This window comes from Bartonella sp. CL63NXGY, assembly GCF_042194905.1.
GTDB lineage: Bacteria > Pseudomonadota > Alphaproteobacteria > Rhizobiales > Rhizobiaceae > Bartonella.
On record NZ_JBHINK010000002.1, the window covers coordinates 167,107 to 186,782 of the forward strand.

The 19,676-nt window shown below is 38.3% G+C and carries 20 protein-coding genes and 1 pseudogene; 14 read left to right on the forward strand and 7 right to left on the reverse strand.

Annotation, left to right across the window (positions count from 1 at the left end; genetic code table 11):
* Positions 1–7: 7 nt before the first annotated feature.
* From ACFIK0_RS01805 to panB, 8 genes are all read left to right on the forward strand, one after another.
* Complete coding sequence (locus tag ACFIK0_RS01805) at positions 8–616, forward strand: DUF2062 domain-containing protein (RefSeq protein ID WP_375630786.1); 609 nt, start codon at positions 8–10, stop codon at positions 614–616.
* Between the two features lie 27 nt (positions 617–643).
* Positions 644–1,045 (forward strand): holo-ACP synthase, encoded by a 402-nt coding sequence (gene acpS / locus ACFIK0_RS01810; protein WP_273791101.1) that lies wholly within the window; start codon positions 644–646, stop codon positions 1,043–1,045.
* Between the two features lie 80 nt (positions 1,046–1,125).
* Positions 1,126–1,938 (forward strand): signal peptidase I, encoded by an 813-nt coding sequence (gene lepB, locus ACFIK0_RS01815; protein WP_273791100.1) that lies wholly within the window; start codon positions 1,126–1,128, stop codon positions 1,936–1,938.
* The gene (gene rnc / locus ACFIK0_RS01820) at positions 1,919–2,626 is read left to right on the forward strand and encodes a ribonuclease III (protein WP_273791099.1); all 708 of its coding nucleotides are present in this window, start codon (positions 1,919–1,921) and stop codon (positions 2,624–2,626) included. The genes lepB and rnc overlap by 20 nt, the downstream gene beginning before the upstream one ends.
* Positions 2,619–3,524: a GTPase Era gene (gene era, locus ACFIK0_RS01825; protein WP_273791098.1), complete on the forward strand. Its 906-nt coding sequence runs from the start codon at positions 2,619–2,621 to the stop codon at positions 3,522–3,524. The genes rnc and era overlap by 8 nt, the downstream gene beginning before the upstream one ends.
* Positions 3,525–3,550: 26 nt before the next feature.
* A complete protein-coding gene (gene recO / locus ACFIK0_RS01830; protein ID WP_273791097.1) occupies positions 3,551–4,297 on the forward strand; it encodes a DNA repair protein RecO in 747 nt (248 codons plus the stop codon).
* A 23-nt stretch (positions 4,298–4,320) separates the two neighbouring features.
* Entirely contained in the window at positions 4,321–5,181 is an 861-nt protein-coding gene (panC, locus tag ACFIK0_RS01835) for a pantoate--beta-alanine ligase (protein ID WP_375611217.1), read from the forward strand.
* A complete protein-coding gene (gene panB / locus ACFIK0_RS01840; RefSeq protein ID WP_375630782.1) occupies positions 5,178–5,993 on the forward strand; it encodes a 3-methyl-2-oxobutanoate hydroxymethyltransferase in 816 nt (271 codons plus the stop codon). Before panC ends, panB begins: the two co-directional genes overlap by 4 nt.
* A 98-nt stretch (positions 5,994–6,091) precedes the next feature.
* On the opposite strand, the pseudogene ACFIK0_RS01845 reads toward panB, so the two are convergent.
* The 3 genes and pseudogenes from ACFIK0_RS01845 to ACFIK0_RS01855 all read right to left on the reverse strand — a co-directional run.
* Positions 6,092–6,234 (reverse strand): annotated as a pseudogene (locus ACFIK0_RS01845) (integrase); the annotation flags it as partial.
* Between the two features lie 351 nt (positions 6,235–6,585).
* Positions 6,586–7,203, reverse strand: a complete 618-nt coding sequence (locus ACFIK0_RS01850; protein WP_375630780.1) for a YfbR-like 5'-deoxynucleotidase — start codon at positions 7,201–7,203, stop codon at positions 6,586–6,588.
* Positions 7,196–8,068 carry a YgfZ/GcvT domain-containing protein gene (locus ACFIK0_RS01855; RefSeq protein WP_375659939.1) on the reverse strand — a complete coding sequence of 291 codons (873 nt, stop codon included), beginning with the start codon at positions 8,066–8,068 and terminating at the stop codon, positions 7,196–7,198. The genes ACFIK0_RS01850 and ACFIK0_RS01855 overlap by 8 nt, the downstream gene beginning before the upstream one ends.
* Positions 8,069–8,132: 64 nt before the next feature.
* Here ACFIK0_RS01855 and ACFIK0_RS01860 point away from each other — a divergent pair, with 64 nt between their 5' ends.
* Positions 8,133–9,461, forward strand: a complete 1,329-nt coding sequence (locus ACFIK0_RS01860) for a dihydroorotase (protein ID WP_375630776.1) — start codon at positions 8,133–8,135, stop codon at positions 9,459–9,461.
* 419 nt (positions 9,462–9,880) lie between these two features.
* On the opposite strand, the gene ACFIK0_RS01865 is transcribed toward ACFIK0_RS01860, so the two are convergent.
* A complete protein-coding gene (locus ACFIK0_RS01865) occupies positions 9,881–10,249 on the reverse strand; it encodes a TIGR02301 family protein (RefSeq protein ID WP_375657721.1) in 369 nt (122 codons plus the stop codon).
* Positions 10,250–10,747: 498 nt separating this feature from the next.
* On the opposite strand from ACFIK0_RS01865, the gene cysS reads away from it, so the two are divergent.
* From cysS to pssA, 5 genes are all read left to right on the forward strand, one after another.
* Positions 10,748–12,256 (forward strand): cysteine--tRNA ligase, encoded by a 1,509-nt coding sequence (gene cysS / locus ACFIK0_RS01870; RefSeq protein ID WP_375660517.1) that lies wholly within the window; start codon positions 10,748–10,750, stop codon positions 12,254–12,256.
* Positions 12,257–12,295: 39 nt separating this feature from the next.
* Complete coding sequence (locus ACFIK0_RS01875) at positions 12,296–12,967, forward strand: DUF421 domain-containing protein (protein ID WP_375613046.1); 672 nt, start codon at positions 12,296–12,298, stop codon at positions 12,965–12,967.
* A 114-nt stretch (positions 12,968–13,081) separates the two neighbouring features.
* The gene (locus ACFIK0_RS01880; protein ID WP_273791088.1) at positions 13,082–14,965 is read left to right on the forward strand and encodes an ABC transporter ATP-binding protein/permease; all 1,884 of its coding nucleotides are present in this window, start codon (positions 13,082–13,084) and stop codon (positions 14,963–14,965) included.
* 117 nt (positions 14,966–15,082) lie between these two features.
* Positions 15,083–15,781 (forward strand): phosphatidylserine decarboxylase, encoded by a 699-nt coding sequence (locus tag ACFIK0_RS01885; protein ID WP_273791087.1) that lies wholly within the window; start codon positions 15,083–15,085, stop codon positions 15,779–15,781.
* Positions 15,782–15,789: 8 nt separating this feature from the next.
* Positions 15,790–16,629 (forward strand): CDP-diacylglycerol--serine O-phosphatidyltransferase, encoded by an 840-nt coding sequence (pssA, locus tag ACFIK0_RS01890; RefSeq protein ID WP_375657719.1) that lies wholly within the window; start codon positions 15,790–15,792, stop codon positions 16,627–16,629.
* Positions 16,630–16,699: 70 nt separating this feature from the next.
* On the opposite strand, the gene ACFIK0_RS01895 is transcribed toward pssA, so the two are convergent.
* From ACFIK0_RS01895 to ACFIK0_RS01905, 3 genes are all read right to left on the reverse strand, one after another.
* The gene (locus tag ACFIK0_RS01895) at positions 16,700–17,449 is read right to left on the reverse strand and encodes an SDR family NAD(P)-dependent oxidoreductase (protein WP_273791085.1); all 750 of its coding nucleotides are present in this window, start codon (positions 17,447–17,449) and stop codon (positions 16,700–16,702) included.
* 2 nt (positions 17,450–17,451) lie between these two features.
* Positions 17,452–18,942 carry an amidophosphoribosyltransferase gene (purF, locus tag ACFIK0_RS01900; RefSeq protein WP_273791084.1) on the reverse strand — a complete coding sequence of 497 codons (1,491 nt, stop codon included), beginning with the start codon at positions 18,940–18,942 and terminating at the stop codon, positions 17,452–17,454.
* 78 nt (positions 18,943–19,020) lie between these two features.
* The gene (locus ACFIK0_RS01905; RefSeq protein WP_273791083.1) at positions 19,021–19,602 is read right to left on the reverse strand and encodes a CvpA family protein; all 582 of its coding nucleotides are present in this window, start codon (positions 19,600–19,602) and stop codon (positions 19,021–19,023) included.
* Between the last annotated feature and the right edge of the window lie 74 nt (positions 19,603–19,676).

Here is a 19,676-nt window from a genome sequence, read left to right on the forward strand (position 1 = left end):
GAGTCATATGCTTTTTCGTCGTCGAGAACCAATAGATTTTGTAACGCGTATTCGACTTTGGTTATGGCCACGTCGTTCATTTTCTCGCTCATTTTGCTACATATATAAACGTATTTTGCGTATATCAGCAACACCGCATGAAGTAGCATTAGGGGTTGCTGTTGGCATTTTTTTAGCTTGTTCCCCTTTCTTTGGGCTGCATATTATTTTGGCAATATTTTTTTCTTGGCTTTTGCGTGCAAACTTTGCTGCCGCAATCATTGGGACGATTTTTTCTAATCCACTCACATTTTTATTGATTATCATGGCTGATTATAAAGTAGGGTACTTTTGTTTATCACTTTTTAGCGATGTCAAAGAGATTTCTCTTTCGCAAATTCGTGCTCTATTTAATGGTTTGACATTGTCAAATCTCTCTCTCCTCTTTAAAGGCGCATGGGACACAATTATGAGTCCTATGATTTTAGGTGGAACTCTTTTAGGTATTGTTTTTGGTGGTTTATCTTATATAGGTGTTTACAGAGCAACGGTTCGTTTTAAACAAAAGCGATATCAAAAGATTATAAAAAAAAGGCGTTTAAAGAAGCGTTCATCGCCTGTATTAAAACAGAAATAAATTTGAGAAAGATCGGGTTAATATCTTATGATTATTGGTCTTGGAAATGATCTGGTTGATATACGACGTATTGAGAAAATGTTGGTTCGTTATGGTGAGCGTTTTATCCAACGTATTTTTACGGATATTGAAAAAAATAGATCTGAAAATCTCAAAAAAAGCTCCTCTTCCTATGCAAAAAGATTTGCTGCTAAAGAAGCATGTGCTAAAGCCTTAGGAACGGGAATCGCTTGTGGTATCAATTGGAAAGACATGGGGGTAGTTAATTTGCCATCTGGTAAACCAATAATGCAATTAACAAATCGTGCGCAAATGCAACTTCAAAAGTTATTACCTCCTCATCATGATGCAGTTATTCATCTTAGCATAACAGATGATTTTCCTTGGGCACAGGCATTTATTATTATCGAAGCACTTCCACGTGGATAGATGGCGTGAGAGATTGTGCTTTTGTTATTTGAATATTATGATGAAAAAAAATTATATCTGTGATGAGAAGGCAGTTGGTGATGATCCAAAAAGATAAAGTGCATAAAAAAGAAAAAAAAGGTGGGATTCGTGAATTTATTTCTGTTTTAGTACAGGCTCTGCTTTTAGCAGCGTTTATTCGGACACTTTTTTTCCAGCCGTTTAGTATTCCTTCCGGTTCAATGCGTCCTACTTTGTTGGTGGGAGATTATCTGTTTGTTTCTAAGTATGCATATGGGTATTCTCATTTTTCCATCCCCTTTTCTCCCCCTCTTTTTTCTGGACGGATTTGGGCATCTCAACCTCAACGTGGAGATGTGGTCGTTTTTCGCTTACCAAGTAATCCGAAGATTGATTATATAAAACGCGTTGTTGGGCTACCAGGTGATCGTATACAAGTCCGTCAAAGTGTTCTTTATATTAATGATGAGGCTGTTTCACGTCACTTTATGGGGGAGATTAATAATTCTGATATAACAGAGGTTAACTATCCTGTTGAGGTTTATCGCGAGACAATGCCTAACGGTGTCAGTTATGATACACTTGATTTAGCTTTCATCCCGAAAGTTGATGATACAAAAGTTTTTGAAGTTCCTCAAGGACATTACTTTATGATGGGAGATAACCGCGACAATTCAGATGATAGTCGTTTAGATGTAGGCTATGTTCCAGAAGAAAATCTTATTGGTCGCGCGAGCGTGATTTTCTTTTCTATCAGTAACGGTTCAAGTGCTTGGCAGATTTGGCGCTGGCCATTTGATGTGCGTTGGAAACGTTTGTTTTCTTTCATAAATACGGTTCATGATTTGCCGCTTATCAAGCAAGGAAACAACGATGAAACGTCTCATGATTGATCAGCTTTTCAAGCTGACGGGGCATCGTTTTAAAGATGAAGAGAGGTTAACGAAGGCATTAACACATTCGAGTGTACAAGATTCGGAACAGGGAAATTATGAACGACTAGAGTTTTTAGGGGATCGGGTTTTAGGGCTTTTGATTGCGGAAATGCTGTATCAACTTTTTCCTCAGGCAAGTGAAGGTGAATTATCAGTCCGTTTGAATCATCTTGTCAATGCGCAGACATGTGCTGATATTGCGCGTGAAATGAGGCTTCCTGATATGATTCGTGTTGGTTTTGAGATGAAAAATTTCGAGGGGCGTCGACTTATCAATATGCATGCAGATGTCGTGGAAGCTTTGATTGCCGTGATATATCTCGATGGAGGATTGGAAAGTGTTCGCCCTTTTATTCAAAAATATTGGCAAAGTCGGGCAAAGAAAATGGATGCTGGTCGACGTGATGCCAAGACAGAATTACAAGAATGGGCGCATATCCAAGGCAATGCACAACCACATTATCAGGTTATCAAACGTTCAGGTCCCGATCACGATCCTGTTTTTATGGTAGAGGTCAGTATTTCTGGGTTTGCTTCAGAGATTGGGCAGGGAAGCTCCAAAAGATATGCCGAAAGAATGGCAGCTGAAAAAATTTTGCGACGAGAGGGTGTATGGAAAACAGTGGGAAAAAATGATCATGAGTGACGTTATGAAAACGCGTTCTGGGTTTGTTGTGCTTATTGGGATGCCTAATGCCGGTAAATCGACACTGGTTAATCAATTGGTTGGAACAAAGGTTTCAATTGTAACGCATAAGGTACAAACAACACGAACTTTAATCCGCGGTATTGTCATTCATGATGATGTGCAAATTGTGTTGGTCGATACACCGGGTGTTTTTCGTCCCCATAAGCGCTTAGAACGAGCCATGGTCTCTGCTGCTTGGGGAGGGGCTAAGAGCGCTGATGTTCTACTCGTTTTAATCGACGCTCAAAATGGTCTTTCGGATGAAGTTGATATGATGTTAGATATTGTAAACAATCTGAAACAAGAAAAAGTTCTTGTTCTTAATAAGGTTGATACAGTTGTTAAATCATCTCTTCTAGCGTTAACCACTAAAATAAATGAACGTGTAAAGTTTGCGCAAACATTTATGATTTCTGCTCTAAACGGTTCTGGTTGCAAGGATTTACTTCATGCGTTGAGTAATATGATGCAGGAGGGGCCATGGTATTATCCGGAAGATCAAATTTCTGATATGCCCATGCGTCATCTTGCTGCTGAAATTACGCGTGAAAAACTTTTTCTTCGTCTTCATGATGAACTTCCTTATTCCTCAACGGTTGAAACAGAAAGCTGGGAAGAGCGTTCAGATGGTTCCGTTAAAATTAATCAAGTTATTTATGTCGAGCGTGAGAGTCAGAAAAAAATTGTCTTAGGAGCAAAAGGCGATACAATTAAAGCGATTGGACAAGCAGCACGTAAAGAACTCATGGAAATTATGGATCAAAAGGTTCATCTTTTTCTCTTTGTGAAAGTGCGCGATAATTGGGATACCGATCCAGAACGTTATCGCGAAATGGGATTGGATTTTTTAAAATAAGATTTTTAAAAAATAATTAAAGTAAAATGAAGTGGAAAGAACAAGCCGTTATTCTTGGTACGCGCCAATATGGTGAAACAAGTGTTATTCTTGAGATTATGACACGTGAACATGGTCGTTATATGGGAGTGGTAAAAGGGGGGCGGTCGCGTCGTATGGCAGCTCTTCTTCAACCTGGAAATTTTGTGGAGGCTGAATGGTGGGCTCGTTTAGACGAACATTTGGGACTTTTTCGGCTTGAAGCTCTTGATTTACATGCGGCACGATTAATCTGTCTACCAGAAGCACTTTATGCTTTGCAATTGATAGCTTTTCATTTGCGGCTTCTTCCCGAACGTGATCCGCACCCCATTTTATATGATATTTTACACCTTTTTATGCAGAATTTTGATGAACCATTTGTAAATGCAGAATTGCTTGTACGTTTTGAAATGCGGCTTCTTGAAGAACTTGGTTTTGGTCTTGATTTATCTTGTTGTGCTGCAACAGGTCGTCAGGAAAGGCTTCATTACGTATCACCAAAATCTGGACGGGCTGTCTGTGAAGAAGCAGGGGAACCTTGGAAAAAAAAGCTTCTCATTCTACCACAGTTTCTTGTACAAAGAACGACTCGTCCTGCTGATTTTAGTGACATAATAAATGGTTTTATACTAACGGGTTTTTTTCTTATGCGTCATGTCTGGGAGCCACGAGATATAAAGCAGCCGTCAGTGCGCATGAATATGATACAATTGTTTGAGCGCCAATTTGGTGTGCAGGCATTAATTGGTTGATCTGATGATAATTGAATGGGAAAATGAGAATTTTAAAGACAATTGCTGAAGTCCGCCAATATACTTCAGAGGAACGACGTTTAGGTTTTTCGATTGGTTTTGTTCCAACAATGGGGGCATTGCATGATGGCCATCTTGCATTAGTACAGTATGCAAGAGCAATGTGTGATCGCGTAGTGGTTTCTATTTTTGTCAATCCAAAGCAATTTGGACCTCATGAAGATTTTTCTCAATATCCAAGAGATTTGAAGGGCGATTGTGCTTTGTTAAAAGAAGCAGGTGTTGAATGTGTTTTTGCTCCTTCTGTAGATGAAATGTGGCCACTGGGGAATGATACAATTGTACAAGTGAAAAAATTATCACGTATTTTGATGGGAAAATTACGTCCGGGGCATTTTTGTGGTGTAACAAGCGTTGTTGCTAAACTTTTTAACATTGTCCAACCAGATAAGGCTTTTTTTGGGGAAAAGGATTTTCAACAAATTTTAATTATTCGGCGTATGGTTGAAGATTTGGCTTTTCCTATTGAAATCGTTGGAGTTCCTATTCTACGGGAGTCAGATGGTGTAGCTTGTTCTTCACGCAATCAGCTTTTAACATTAGAAGATCGTAAAGCTGCCAAAATTATTCCTGAAAGTGGAAAAGCTGCTGAAAAGCTTTATCATGAAGGTGAACGGTCGGTTGATAAATTATGCAAAACTGTTCGTGATATTTTACAACAAGAAACGCGTGCAATCATTGAAGCGATAGATTTACGGGATATGGAAACTTTATGCGTGGTTAAAGGAACATTGAATAAACCGGCGGTTTTACTCCTTACTGTCCGCTTTGGTGAGGTAAGGCTGATTGATCAATATATATTGCAAGAGAAGAGTGGAAAATGAGTGTACATAAAACCGTAAAGCGTATAACATCTTCCGAAATACGTGCAAGAAAGGGACAACAGCCAATTGTTTCTTTAACAGCTTATCAAGCTTATACTGCGCGGATTGCTGATCCATATTGCGATATCCTTTTGGTTGGTGATAGCGTTGGGATGGTTGTGTATGGGTTTGAGACAACGCTTCCTGTTAATTTAGATATGATGATTTCACACGGGAAAGCCGTGGTGCGTGGATCTCAAAAAGCTCTTGTTGTTATTGATATGCCTTTTGGTTCTTATGAGGAAAGTCCAGAGCAAGCTTTTTTAAATGCATCGCGCATTCTTGCACAAACGGGGTGTGGTGCAGTTAAGCTTGAAGGGGGCGTTTATATAGCCGAAACAATAGATTTTTTGTGTAAACGTGGCATTCCAGTGATGGGGCATATCGGTCTTACACCCCAAGCAATGAATCGTTTTGGTGGTTTTAAAACACAAGGACGCAAGGAGAATGATTGGCAAAGAATTGAAGCAGATGGAGCAGCGATTGAAGAGGCAGGTGCTTTTGCTGTTGTTTTAGAAGCAATGGTCGAACCTTTAGCGGTGAAACTGACAAATAAGCTTTCTATCCCTACGATCGGTATAGGGGCGTCCAATCAATGTGATGGGCAAGTATTGGTTATGGAAGATATGTTGGGCTATGGTTCTCATGTGCCAAAATTTGTACGCCGTTATGGAGACCTTGAACAAGCCATGGAAACTGCAATAAAGAATTATGCAGAGGATGTCACATCTCGTGCTTTCCCAGCGGATAATGAAGTTTATAAACTAAAATAAACTTCAGTTTAAGATGAAAGGTTTGACAAGAGAACATTTGTTATTTTGATAATGAATGTGCATTTTTAATATATTTTGTATGCAATTTGAACTGTGATTTTTTCCATTTCTTTAATGAAGTCACGCCTCTCATGCAAAACAGAACGCCATTGGGTCGCTAATTCACGTGCTTTTTTAAAGAAAGCTTTCTTAAGGTACCCAATCCTATTTCGCGACGGCGTTCGTGGATAGTATAGTAGTAAGTCCCTTATGAAGTGTATAAAATTTATAGAGCACTCCCGTCTTTACGCTTCATAAGAGAGCAAGCCGGCATCATCACGCACTTTGCCAATTTTCAATGTTGCGACAGCGCTTAGCACTTGAGATAGTTCATAAGAAGCATTTTAATTCTTTCTTTAAAAAGTTTTATCTACACGCCAGCCCCACTTGTGGTGTGCAAGAGAATGATTTTGATTGATTCAATATAAACAGATTTGAAATGAGTGAAGCTTACGATATTAGGAGCTCTCATTCAAAATGAAAAAACAATGAATTATTATTATAAGTCAGTGTGATGATTCTGTAATGACAAGGAATCAACAATGCGAAGAGTCTATAATCTTTGGGCATCCAAGTCATTAAAGCGCGTTAAAAATGCGTTTTCAATGTGTTGTGTAGAATAGGGGGATAAATTAAGATCATCGGGTAGAATATTATTGGGAGAGCCAAAATAGCGAAGGGCTTCTTCTGTATTAAATCCAGCAAGCGTAATCGCTTCATAATAGGCAGCAATACGGTCGGCTTGTTTAATTTTTTTTAAAAGTTTTTGAGAAAGATCAACGGGAAGAGAAAAGCGCATGTGGATAGCATCTTGGATGCGTTTTTCAACGCGTTCATATTGTTTTCCTATGACAGCTTTAAAAGGGGAAATCATATCGCCGATGACATATTCTGGAGCATCATGAAGAAGGGCATAAAGACATTCGTTGCTTCCCGATTGTGGAAAAAGTTTTTGAAATATTTGTTCAACCAAAAGTGAATGTTGTGCAACAGAATAGGCATGCTCTCCTCGTGTTTGACCGTTCCAACGTGCCACGCGAGAAAGTCCATGGGCAATATCTTCAATTTCAACATCAAAAGGAGAAGGGTTGAGAAGATCAAGTCGCCTTCCAGAGAGCATTCTTTGCCAAGCGCGGGCTTCTCCATTTTTTAATAATTCAGCTTTAGCCATGAGTGTTTTCTATAGTATTTTCAGGAAAGGTAAAATTCATATTTTCAGCAATGCTTATAGTGACAGGAATGTTTTTTACAGTAAAGGGGATGTTATGATCCATAGCATCTTTGACGTGGTCAATACGCATTAAAGCAAGAGCCTCATTTTCTACACATGTTCCCAAGTAGCCAATTACTTTTGTTTCTGCTTCAATGCTAGATTGAGGGGTTAATTCACACTGGCCTTTTACAATAAAAATACGGCGACGTGCTGCACGGCGGTGGTGCATTCGTGAAACAATTTCTTGTCCAATATAACATCCTTTATTGAATGCAAGTCCATTGATTTGATCGTAATTAATATCATGAGGAAAGACTTTGCCAACTTCATAGTCTTGACCACTTTCCGCAATTGCATAACGGATACGCAATCGATTCCATGTGTCATGATATTCTGAAGTTAAAAAAGGTTTTTTGCTATAGATTCGTATTATTTTTTCTTGTTGTGGGAAGCGTTTATCAACAAAACTTGAATCAAAATTTAAAGAATCTGATTCATTATTCAAAGAAACTGTAACAAGCTCTTGGAATGGTTGTGTAATTTCTACTTTTTTGCGCAGCTTATAGAGCAACAGACGCTTATGGAGCGTATCAGCTAAAGGCATCCTGATATCAATCAGGTAACCATCTTCTTTTTTTCCGATAAGAAAATCAGCAAGAACCTTTCCTTGTGGGGATAAAAGGGCTCCAGGGAAAAGTTCCTGTGGACTGATTTTTTTTACATCTGTCGTGATCAGGGATTGTAGAAAATCTGTTGCTTCTTCGCCTGTAATTTGAATAAGCCCGCGGTTTTTTAAGCAAATGGCATTTTGTTTTTTAATCATGGTTCTTGCCTTTCTGCTCAAAGTTACATAATCGATAAGTGAGCAATATGTAAGGAGCGTGGTTATGTTTAAAACATTTGATACAATTTTTAAAGGTGCAACACTTGTGAATCATGATGGAAGAAGCAAGCGTGATATTGGTATTACAAATGGTCGTATTGCTGAAATAGGCGACCTTACATGTGCATCGGCTAGTGAGGTCATTGATTGTACGGGGCTTCATATTTTACCAGGAATTATTGATAGCCAAGTGCATTTTCGTGAACCAGGAAATGAATATAAGGAGGATTTGGAAAGTGGCTCGTATTCTGCTGTGTTAGGGGGGGTTACGGCAGTTTTTGAAATGCCTAATACCAGTCCATTAACAACATCAGAAGAAACATTAAGCGATAAGGTTAAACGCGCATTTCATCGAATGCATTGTGATTTTGCATTTTGGGTTGGAGGAACGCGTGAAAATGCTCATGAATTGTCTGAATTAGAAAGACTTCCTGGTGCGGCTGGAATTAAAGTCTTTATGGGGTCCTCTACCGGTGATCTTTTGGTTGATGATGATGAAAGTGTACGCCTTATTTTGAAGAATACACGCCGTCGTGCGGCTTTTCATTCTGAAGATGAGGCGAGGCTCAAAGAGCGTAAAATATTGCGTATTGAAGGTGATGCATCGTCACATCCGATTTGGCGTGATGAAGTTGCGGCATTAAAATGTACGCAGCGTTTGGTAAAAATTGCTCATGAGACGAAGGCTCGCATTCATGTGTTACATCTTTCGACAGAAGAAGAAATTGATTTTCTAAAAAAACATAAGGATGTTGCAACAATTGAAGTGACACAACATCATTTGACACTCACGGCTGATGATTATAAGAAGTTTGGTACATTAATTCAGATGAATCCGCCTATTCGTGAATTGCGCCACCGTGAAGCTCTTTGGTACGGTGTTCAACAAGGAATAATTGATGTCTTAGGCTCAGATCATGCGCCTCATACTCTTGAAGAAAAACTTCAACCTTATCCCTCTTCACCTTCAGGTATGACAGGCGTGCAAACAACAGCAGCAATTATGTTGACACATGTGAATGCAGGAAAAATATCTCTTGAACGTTTTGTTGATCTCACTTCACATGGCCCTAGTCGTATTTTTGGTATAAGCTGTAAAGGGCGCATTGCTGTTGGGTTTGATGCTGATTTAACCATTGTTGATCTTAAGAGAGAAGAAATTATTACGAATAGCTTAATTGGTTCTCGCGCCGGTTGGACACCTTATGATGGTCAAAAAGTTAAAGGTTGGCCTGTTGGGACTATTATCCGTGGTATGCGCGTTATGTGGGAAGGTGAAATTGTCACACCTTCACAAGGAGAGCCTGTTAAATTTATGGAAACTTTGGTGTAAACAGATTAAAATTATAAGTATGCCGTAAAATACCATCCTTTAGAGTGGTGATATAGGGTATGTCAGCCTCTTTGATACATAAGTGTTTTTTTAATGCGTGGTGAATATTCTTAGGCTTGTTTGTAGAAACTATGCAGCAAATTACATGCGTTAGAAGCCAAGAGGAACCTTGTTCAACAAGAACCTAGATTATTTACAGAGCAAATTTAGTTAAAAATCTTCGTCCTTTGAGGTGTGGGGAGGAAGCCAAAGAGCGATTTTGTATGGGGAAAAAGGCGCTCATACGAATAAAAGCGTATCGAGACATTATTCTTTAAACGTCTCTCTATTTTCAGAGCTGGTTTATTGCTCCCCGCATTTGTGAAAGGAGTATCATTGATACCGCTAAAATTGAGAGAGATACTTTTTGTATAGATTAATTATTTATAATGCATGAGGAGGTTTTCAGATAAAGTTCTTCCTTCCTCAATGTATCTTTGATTGGCTTCAATGGCTTCTTGTGTACAATGATGATAATTTTCTGAGAAAGCACGATACGCTTCATTAAACGCTTCATAAAAATAAGCACGTCTTTGTGGAATGGGGTGTTCTGCTTCAATCAGTGCATTCATATAGTCATACCATTGGTTTGTTGGAGGCTCGCAAAGATTTTGGAGAGAATGCAATGATCCCAAAATTTCTGCTAGTCGGAGTAATTTTTTTTCATAAGGTGGAGATTGTTGTGCAAAGGTTGGCATTGAAATGACAAGAAATATTAAAATAATGATGTTCATCAATCTATTACGCATTATTTTTATTGCTTTCTTTGAATAAAACTCTGTAAAGATAAAATAATTTTGTCATGAGAACGGTGTAAAAAATAGAGTTGATTGCTACATTATTCTCAATTATTGATTATAAAATATAGGGCGTAAGAGATAGTAAGGAACCCATTGTGGAATATTGAAAATACTGATGAAGCTTTGTGTAGTTTAAAATTTAAGATTTTCTTTCTGCAAACTATCTATTTTTCACATAGATTTATATTGTATTACCTATAGAATTTTTTCTAAGCTCGTTTTCTTTAAGGAGGGAAAGCATTTCTAATGATAGAACGCTTTTGTCCAATCAAATAAAATAGATTATTTTTATGATAAATGATGGATACAGCCGTGAATACAATGGGAAAATGGTAAGAAGAATTTACTATAAGATAAAAGTTTTTAGCCTAAACAGCGTAATACAATAATTTGAGATAAGATACATCTAAAAGGATCGGTGCATAATATCGTTCATGGAGTCAATAAATGAAAGAGTTGCGATTTTATAATACGCTGACACGTAAAAAAGAAAATTTTACACCAATAGATGCGACAAGAGTACGTCTTTATGTTTGTGGTCCGACAGTTTATGATTATGCGCATATAGGAAATGCACGCCCTGTCATTGTTTTTGATATTTTATTTCGTTTATTGCGTCATGTTTATGGTAATGAGCATGTTCTATATGCACGTAATATTACAGATGTTGATGATAAAATTAATGCACGAGCAGCTTGCGAATATCCAAACTTGTCATTGAATGATGCTATTCGTCAATTAACAGAACGTACATATTCTCAGTTTCAGCAAGATACAATAGCACTTGGTTGTCTTTTGCCAACCAGCCAGCCGCGCGCAACCGAGCATTTAGAGGAAATGCGCTCTTTAATTGAAAGATTGCTTGAAAAGGGGCACGCTTATAAAGCGGAAAACCATATATTGTTTTCTGTAAGTAGCATAAAAAATCCTCCCCATTATGGGGCATTTGCAAATCGTTCTTTAGATGAAATGAGGGCGGGGGCGCGTATCGATGTTGCTGCTTATAAAAGGGAAGAGATGGATTTTGTTTTATGGAAGCCTTCTGTGGAAGGAGAACCAGGTTGGGAATCACCGGGCGGAATTCCTGTTTTAGGTCGTCCAGGTTGGCATATTGAATGTTCTGCAATGTCAATGGCAAAGTTATTAGCGCCCTATGGCGGTGGTTTAACCTGTGATGATCCGACCGCCAATGTTTTTGATATCCATGGTGGTGGAATTGATTTAATTTTTCCTCATCATGAAAATGAGATTGCACAAAGTTGTTCAGCTTTTGGGACGGAGCGAATGGCTAATTTTTGGATGCATAATGGTTTTTTACAAGTTGAAGGCAAAAAGATGTCGAAAAGCTTTGGCAATTTCATAACTATTCGTTCTGTTTTAGAGAATAATTTTTTGGAGCTTAATGGTATTTTAACCGATGAAATGAAGCAAAATTGGGCTGGTTTGTCTGCGCGTTTTTCGATGTTGCAAACGCATTATCGTGAACCATTAAATTGGACTGCACAGCGTTTAATACAATCGAGCAGCGAACTGTATCGTTGGTATAAATGGCTTCGCAGCAAAAAGAGTGAGATGAAAAACAATGAAGCAATTGATGATACTTTGATAGATGCACTTAGTGATGATCTTAATACTCCAAAAGCACTGACTCTTTTGCGAAAATTTTATAAGGAAGGAAATGCTTTGGCTCTTGTAAATGGAATGAATTTATTAGGACTGTTAAGACAAGAATGGATTAAAGAAATAGATTGCCCATTATTTATAAGAAAAACTTTCCTTGATACAAAATTTATTGATCAGCGCATTGCCGAAAGACTAAGACTTATCCATAATAAAGAGTGGGAAGCTGCGGATACAATTCGTGATGAGCTTGCAGCCGAGGGGGTTCTTTTAAAAGACAGTAAGGATCCGCAGAGTGGTGAGCGCATAACTGTGTGGGAAATAAAGCGACACTAATGTCTCTATTCCAGCAGCTCCATAAAAAAGGAGAATATGATGGAATTTTTATATCATTATGGATATATCGCGCTTAAGCTGGCTGTAGGTCTTGTTGCCTTCTTATTTATTTTAAGAACGACGGGGCGGGGGAGTCTTAGTCAAATGACACCAGTTGATTTGGTCAGTAATTTTGTCATGGGAGGTATTATTGGAGGCGTTATTTATAATCAGAATATTAGTAGCATTCAATTATTGCTTGTTTTACTCATCTGGCAAACCTTGATTACATCTTTTAATTTTATTGCACGTTATTCAGTTTTTTTTCGTCGTCTTATTGCAGGGCGGAATGTCACATTAGTTTTAGATGGAGTTTTCCAAATGGATAAGATTAAGAACTTAGGGATCAATATTAATGATCTCATTACGATGTTACGTCTTAAAGGGTGTCACTTACATGAAGCTGCTTTTGTTCGTTTGGAAACCAATGGTGATTGCACTGTCATTAAAAAGGAAGAGGGAAAGAAATCGACGATTTTAATAGAAAATGGTGAAGTTATTGATGATGGACTTAAAGAGATTGGTAAAACAAAAAAGTGGCTTCAGGCAGAATTGAAAAAAAAACATGTAAAAGTTGAAAGTTTATTCGCAGCAGAGTGGTATGAAAATACAGATCAAAATAATAAATTGTATAGTGGATTATTTCTTGTTCCTTTTTCAAAAACAGTCTAACTTCAAAAAACGGGTAGGTATAGCTTATTGGAAGTATAATAAAGAGATAAATCTATAAATAACCACAGAGGGTATTTTGCCTGTTTGTGCGGATGATAGAGAAGTAAGGACTTTATGAAACGCAATGAAATGACAAAAACTGTATCATCAGATACAGGGAAGACTCTGCACACACTTTACAATTTATGGCCCTATATGTGGCCGGTAGGTCGGCGTGATCTAAAAATGCGTGTGCTATGGGCAATATTTTATCTTGTTTTGGCTAAGCTCGTTCTCATATCTGTACCGTATTTATTTAAATATTCTACGAATGTGCTTGATTCAAGCTTTCAGCTACCTGAATGGTTCCCATCCAGTTGGATTATTCCCATCATGCTCGTTTTGGCATACAATGTCGCGCGTATTATGCAGGCTGGATTAAATCAATTACGCGACTCCCTGTTTGCCACTGTTGGTCAATACGCTGTTCGTCAATTAGCTTATAAAACCTTTGTACATATGCATGAGTTATCCTTGCGATTTCATTTGGAACGCCGAACAGGTGGGCTTTCTCGTGTGATTGAGCGTGGAACAAAAGGAATTGAAGCGATTGTAAGATTTTCAATTCTTAGTACAGTACCGACAGTTTTAGAATTTATATTAACGGCACTGGTATTTTACATAAGTTATGGGTGGCATTATCTTCTCATCGTTGTTGCAACGGTTGGATTATATATCTTATTTACCATTAAGGCGAGTGATTGGCGTATTCGCATTCGACAAAAAATGAATACAGCGGATACTGAGGCGAATACTCGCGCTGTTGATTCTCTTTTGAATTTTGAAACGGTCAAATATTTTGGTAATGAAACTCTAGAAGCCGATCGATTTGATGCTTCTATGGTAGGTTATGAAAAAGCCGCAACGAAGATTTGGACATCGTTAAGCTGGCTTAATTTTGGTCAGACTCTTATCTTTGGTATTGGAATGACGATCATGATGCTGATGTCAGCTTATGAAGTTTTTTATAAGACACAAACTTTAGGAGATTTTGTTTTTATTAATGCGCTTTTAATGCAACTTTCTATTCCACTAAATTTTATTGGGTCAATGTATCGTGATATTCGACAAGGTTTAACGGATATTGAAGCAATGTTTGATCTTTTAGATGTTCAGAAGGAGATCGTTGATAAATCGGATGCTAAACCGTTAGAGATAAGTGATGGGACCATTTGTTTTCATCAGGTAAAGTTTTCCTACGATTCGAGACGTCAGATTCTCAGAGATATTGATTTTAAAGTTCCGGGAGGAAAAACAGTCGCCATTGTTGGTCCATCTGGTGCCGGTAAATCCACTATTTCTCGGTTGCTTTTTCGGTTTTATGATGTTGATGCGGGCTCTATCACAATTGACGGGCAGGATATTCGTGACGTAACACAAAAGAGTTTGCGTGAAGCGATTGGCATGGTCCCACAAGATACGGTGTTATTTAATGATACAATTGCCTATAATATTTGCTATGGGCGTCCAAGTGCTACAGATGAAGAGATGCGCAAAGCTGCTGAAATGGCACAAATATCAAAATTTATTGAAATTTTACCGGAAGGTTTTCAGTCTATGGTAGGAGAGCGAGGTCTCAAATTATCAGGTGGTGAAAAACAACGCGTGGCTATTGCCCGGACACTTTTAAAAGCTCCCCCACTTCTTATTCTAGATGAAGCAACGGCGGCTCTTGATACGGCGACGGAACAGGAAATTCAACAAGCATTAGATATTGTAAGCCGTGGACGTACAACATTGATTATTGCTCACCGTCTTTCTACTGTTATCAATGCTGATGAAATTTTAGTTCTTAAAAGTGGTCGTATTATTGAAAATGGGACGCATACAGAGCTTTTACGCAAGAAAGGTCTCTATGCTTCAATGTGGAATAAGCAGCTTGAAGCAACGAAAGCTGAAGAAAAGTTACGTAAAATGCGTGAAGAAGATGAGATGAGTGTTGTTAATCGTAAAAAATAAATAGAGCAAAATGTAATCTATATCTTTATATGGAGTGATTGATTAAATACATAAAAAGACACAAGAGGAACAAAAAGATTTGTTGCTTGTTTAAGTTTACGATGAATAGGAAATTATATGAGTATTCTGCAATCTTTCCATAATAGCTTTGTATCGGTTCATAAAGAAGGCTATCCTTTTATTGTAGCGTTTTTTGTTATTTCGCTCATTCTTGGTTGGATATGGAGTCCGTTGTTTTGGTTTGGTCTCATTCTCACGGTGTGGTGTGTATACTTTTTCCGTGATCCAGATCGTGTGATCCCTTTGAATTCAAATTGGGTTATGTCGCCTGCAGATGGGCGTATTTCATTTGTGGAATCATGTGTTCCACCTGAAGAATTAGGATTAGGGAAAGATGAAATGATCCGTATTTCCATTTTTATGGATGTTTTTTCATGCCATATTAATCGTATTCCTATCAGTGGTACAGTAGAGTCTATCGTTTATCAGCCAGGTCGATTTACTAATGCTGACTTTGATAAAGCTAGTCAGTTTAATGAGCGTAATGGGATGGTAATTGATAGCAAACATGGTAAAATCGGTATCGTACAAATAGCGGGAATGGTTGCACGCCGGATTGTTTGCTGGTCAAAAGAAAATGATGCCGTTATGACTGGTGAGCGATTTGGATTGATTCGTTTTGGTTCTCGCCTTGATATTTATATACCAACTGAAATGAAAGTGCGTGTTGCAGTTGGACAGACAGCAATTGCTGGAGAAACAGTTTTGGGTTCTTTTGATGATAAGAGTGCCACAACGGATTTCAGATACGATTAGGACTCACAATGAAAAATTTTTCGCCATTTTCTTCATTCAATCCTGAGGGGCAGCATGATGAAGGTGCAAATCGGCGGCGTTCACCTACATCGATGCGGTATGTCATTCCCAATATCATTACTATTTTAGCAATTTGTGCAGGGATGAGCAGTATTCGTTTGGCTTTTGAACATCGCTATGAAGCTGCTATTTTAATGGTGCTTTTGGCCGCAGTTTTAGATGGTGCTGATGGTCGCATTGCCCGTTTAATAGATGGTAGTTCATCTTTTGGGGCACAGATGGATTCTCTTGCTGATGTTATAAATTTTGGTGTTACCCCTGCACTCATTGTTTATTCTTTTATCTTGAATCAAGCAAATCACATTGGTTGGGTTGCTGCTCTTGTTTATTGTGTTGCTTGTTGTTTGCGATTAGCACGTTTTAATGTGATGTTAGATAACCCCAATATACCTAAGTGGCAGAAAAGTTATTTTGTTGGTGTTCCAGCACCAGCAGGAGCATTATTACTTTTATTGCCTACCTATTTAGGCACTCTTGGTTTGGTTCCCAATTGGGGGTGGGCATTATTTTTTAGTCTTTATACTGTAATTATTGCTTTTCTTTTGATTAGTCGTTTACCGGTATGGAATGCAAAAACAATTGATCAAAATTTAAGGCGCGATATCGTTATACCGTGCATGTTGGTCATTGTTATTTATGTCGGTTTTCTTGCGACTTACACATGGGAAACTTTATTGATTACAGCTGTTAGCTATATTATTTTTCTCCCCTGTAGTTTTATCGCTTATAATAAACGTGCTACTTTAGAAGAGAAAAAGGCTGATGCTAAAGCTATCCAAGAATCATAAAGTGCTTCATGCTTCTGTCGAAGAGCACAGAAAAAAGAGAGAGTCAAACGATTTACTTCTCATATGATGATCAATCAGGTATGTGATAATTTACAAACCGATTTTTATGGACATTAAAGAGTTTTCCAGTTTCCTTTAAATCAGGTGATAACAAATGTACGATCTTTTTTGCGACCTCTTGTGGTGAAGGCAGAGTTTGTGGATCTTCACCAGGCATAGCTTCAGCGCGCATGGCAGTGCGTGTGGCACCAGGGTTGACACAATTAATCTTAATAGGGGTTTGTTTGAGTTCTTCTGCCCAACAACGGGCAATCACCTCTAAAGCCGCTTTAGAGGCTGCATAAGCTCCCCAGAAAGGGCGCGCAGCATGCGCAACGCTTGAGGATAACAGGATGGCTCGTCCAGCATCAGATTCACGTAATAAAGGCTCAACGGCTTTCATTAAGCGCCATTGGCTGAAAAGATTTATTTGAAAAACATCTTCAAATACCGTGTTTTCTATATGCGCTATTGGTGAGAGTGTTCCAAGAATTCCTGCGTTTGCAACGATAATATCAAGTTTTTTCCAGCGTTTGGCAATTGAGATAGCAAGAGTATCGATGTTTTCCATATGATGCAAGTCAAGGGGAACAAGGGTTGCATGAGCTCCTTTTTCTCGGATTTGATTATCTAATTCAGTAAGTCCACTGACTGTTCGTGCAAGAGCAATAATATGAGCCCCGCGTGCAGCAAGCTCGAGTGCCAAATAATAGCCAATCCCTCTTGATGCGCCAGTAACAAGTGCCACACGCCCATGGAGACTAAAATCACATTTTGCCATCATTAATCTCTTGTTTTAAGAACAGATGATTGATGAATTTTGGAGAGATTTTCTTGATCAACCAGATGCGTAGGATAATATCCAGTAAAATAATGGTCAGTAAATTGTGGATCGGCGTTATTCCGTTTTTCCCCTGCTACAGCAAGATATAATCCATCCGTTGAAAGAAATTCTAATGAATCCGCTCCAATAAAATCACACATAGATTTTAAATCTGGATATTGATTTGCTAAAAGATTTTCAGCTTTAGGTGTATCAATACCATAAAAGTCAGGATAAAAAATCATAGGGCTAGAAATGCGCATATGAACTTCTTTTGCTCCTGCATCGCGAAGCATTCGTACAATTTTAAGGGATGTTGTTCCACGTACAATAGAGTCATCAACCAGAATAACACGTTTTCCTTCAATCACAGGACGGTTTGCCGAATGTTTTAACTTGACGCCAAAAGCGCGAATTTGTTGTGTTGGTTCGATAAAAGTGCGGCCAACATAGTGATTACGAATAATACCAAGCTCGAAGGGAATTCCAATTTCTTGTGCATAGCCAATTGCGGCAGGCGTTCCTCCATCAGGAACAGGAACCACAACATCACCCTCACAAGGGGCTTCCTGTGCTAAATGGATTCCCATATTTTTGCGTGTTGTATAAACACTACGTCCTCCAACGATTGAGTCTGGGCGGGCAAAATAAACATATTCAAACAAGCAAAGTTTTTCTGGTTTTGTATTTTCTGGTTTTATAATTTTTTTCGTAATTTCCCCATTTTTTTGTATTTCACATATGATGATTTCTCCATTTTTAACATCACGGACATATTTTGCTCCAATAATATCAAGAGCACAAGTTTCAGAACAAAAGATAGGCTTACCATCAAGTTCTCCCATCACGAGAGGTCTAATTCCTGTTGGATCGCGTGCCGCAATAAGCTTTGTACGTGTGAGCGCTAACATAGCATACCCACCTTCTACTTGCCGAATCGCATCAACAAAACGATCAGAGGACGATTCATAACGTGAGCGGGCAATAAGATGGAGAAAAACTTCTGAATCTGACGTTGATTGACAGATAGCACCAGAAGCGATGAGTTCACGGCGTAATGTGAGACCATTGGTAAGATTACCATTATGTGCAATAGCAATACCTCCAACTTTCAATTCAGCAAAAAGGGGTTGAACATTGCGTAATGCCACTTCTCCAGTTGTTGAATAACGGGTATGTCCAATAGCACGATTTCCTGGTAAGCGCGCAAGTGTTGCAGGGTTTGTATAGTGATCACCGACAAGACCTAAATGCTTTTCTTGATGAAATATTTTATTGTGGTAAGAAACAATCCCAGCTGCTTCTTGCCCACGATGCTGAAGTGCGTGGAGTCCAAGAGCTGTTAATGTTGCGGCATCTTCATGCCCAAGAATACCAAAAACTCCACATTCTTCATGAAGGGTATCATCATCTAATGAAAATTCTTGACAGAAAACATCGCTTTTTATCATTATATTCTTTCAGTTGTGATATGGAGGAATCATTAATATCACATTTTACATCATTTAGTTCTTTTTCCTCATGAAAAACTATTCTCTATTTTTTAAAATTATCTTTTCATGAGAGTGTTGCTCATACGTATGTTTATTGCTGTCTTTAAACAAATTTTCAGCCTTTTCGAGAACAGATCCAATATCTTTTGGGAGTATTTCCCAAACTTTTTGTCCCAATGAATCTAAAATGGGTCTTGTTTTTGCATTTTTTAACCAATTCGCTTGAAGCTCGGGTTTAATCAGTGCATTAATCAGCAACATACCGATGACCATGATAAGTAAACCACGAAGTGCTCCAAAAATAAAACCAATAGCACGGTCAAGGATACCAATTCGACTATCAATAATAAAATCAGAGATCTTCATTGTAATAATTGAAGTAATAATGAGAACAATAATAAAAATTGTGACCAATGTTGTGATCAATGCAATCATTTTATTAGAGAGATATTGTTCAAAGAAAGGTAAGACAGGTTTGAATAAAAACAGTGTCGTAACAGCTGCAACTGCCCAAGAAATCAACGATAACACTTCACGTGAAAATCCTCGAAGCATAGCAAGAAAAGCGGACAACAGGATGATTACTACGACAATTCCATCAAGGATTGTTATGATCATTTGTTTGTTCCTTATACATAAAGTTGCGTTCTTTTAAGTCTGTGTGCAAATATATTTTTTGTTATGCCATTTTT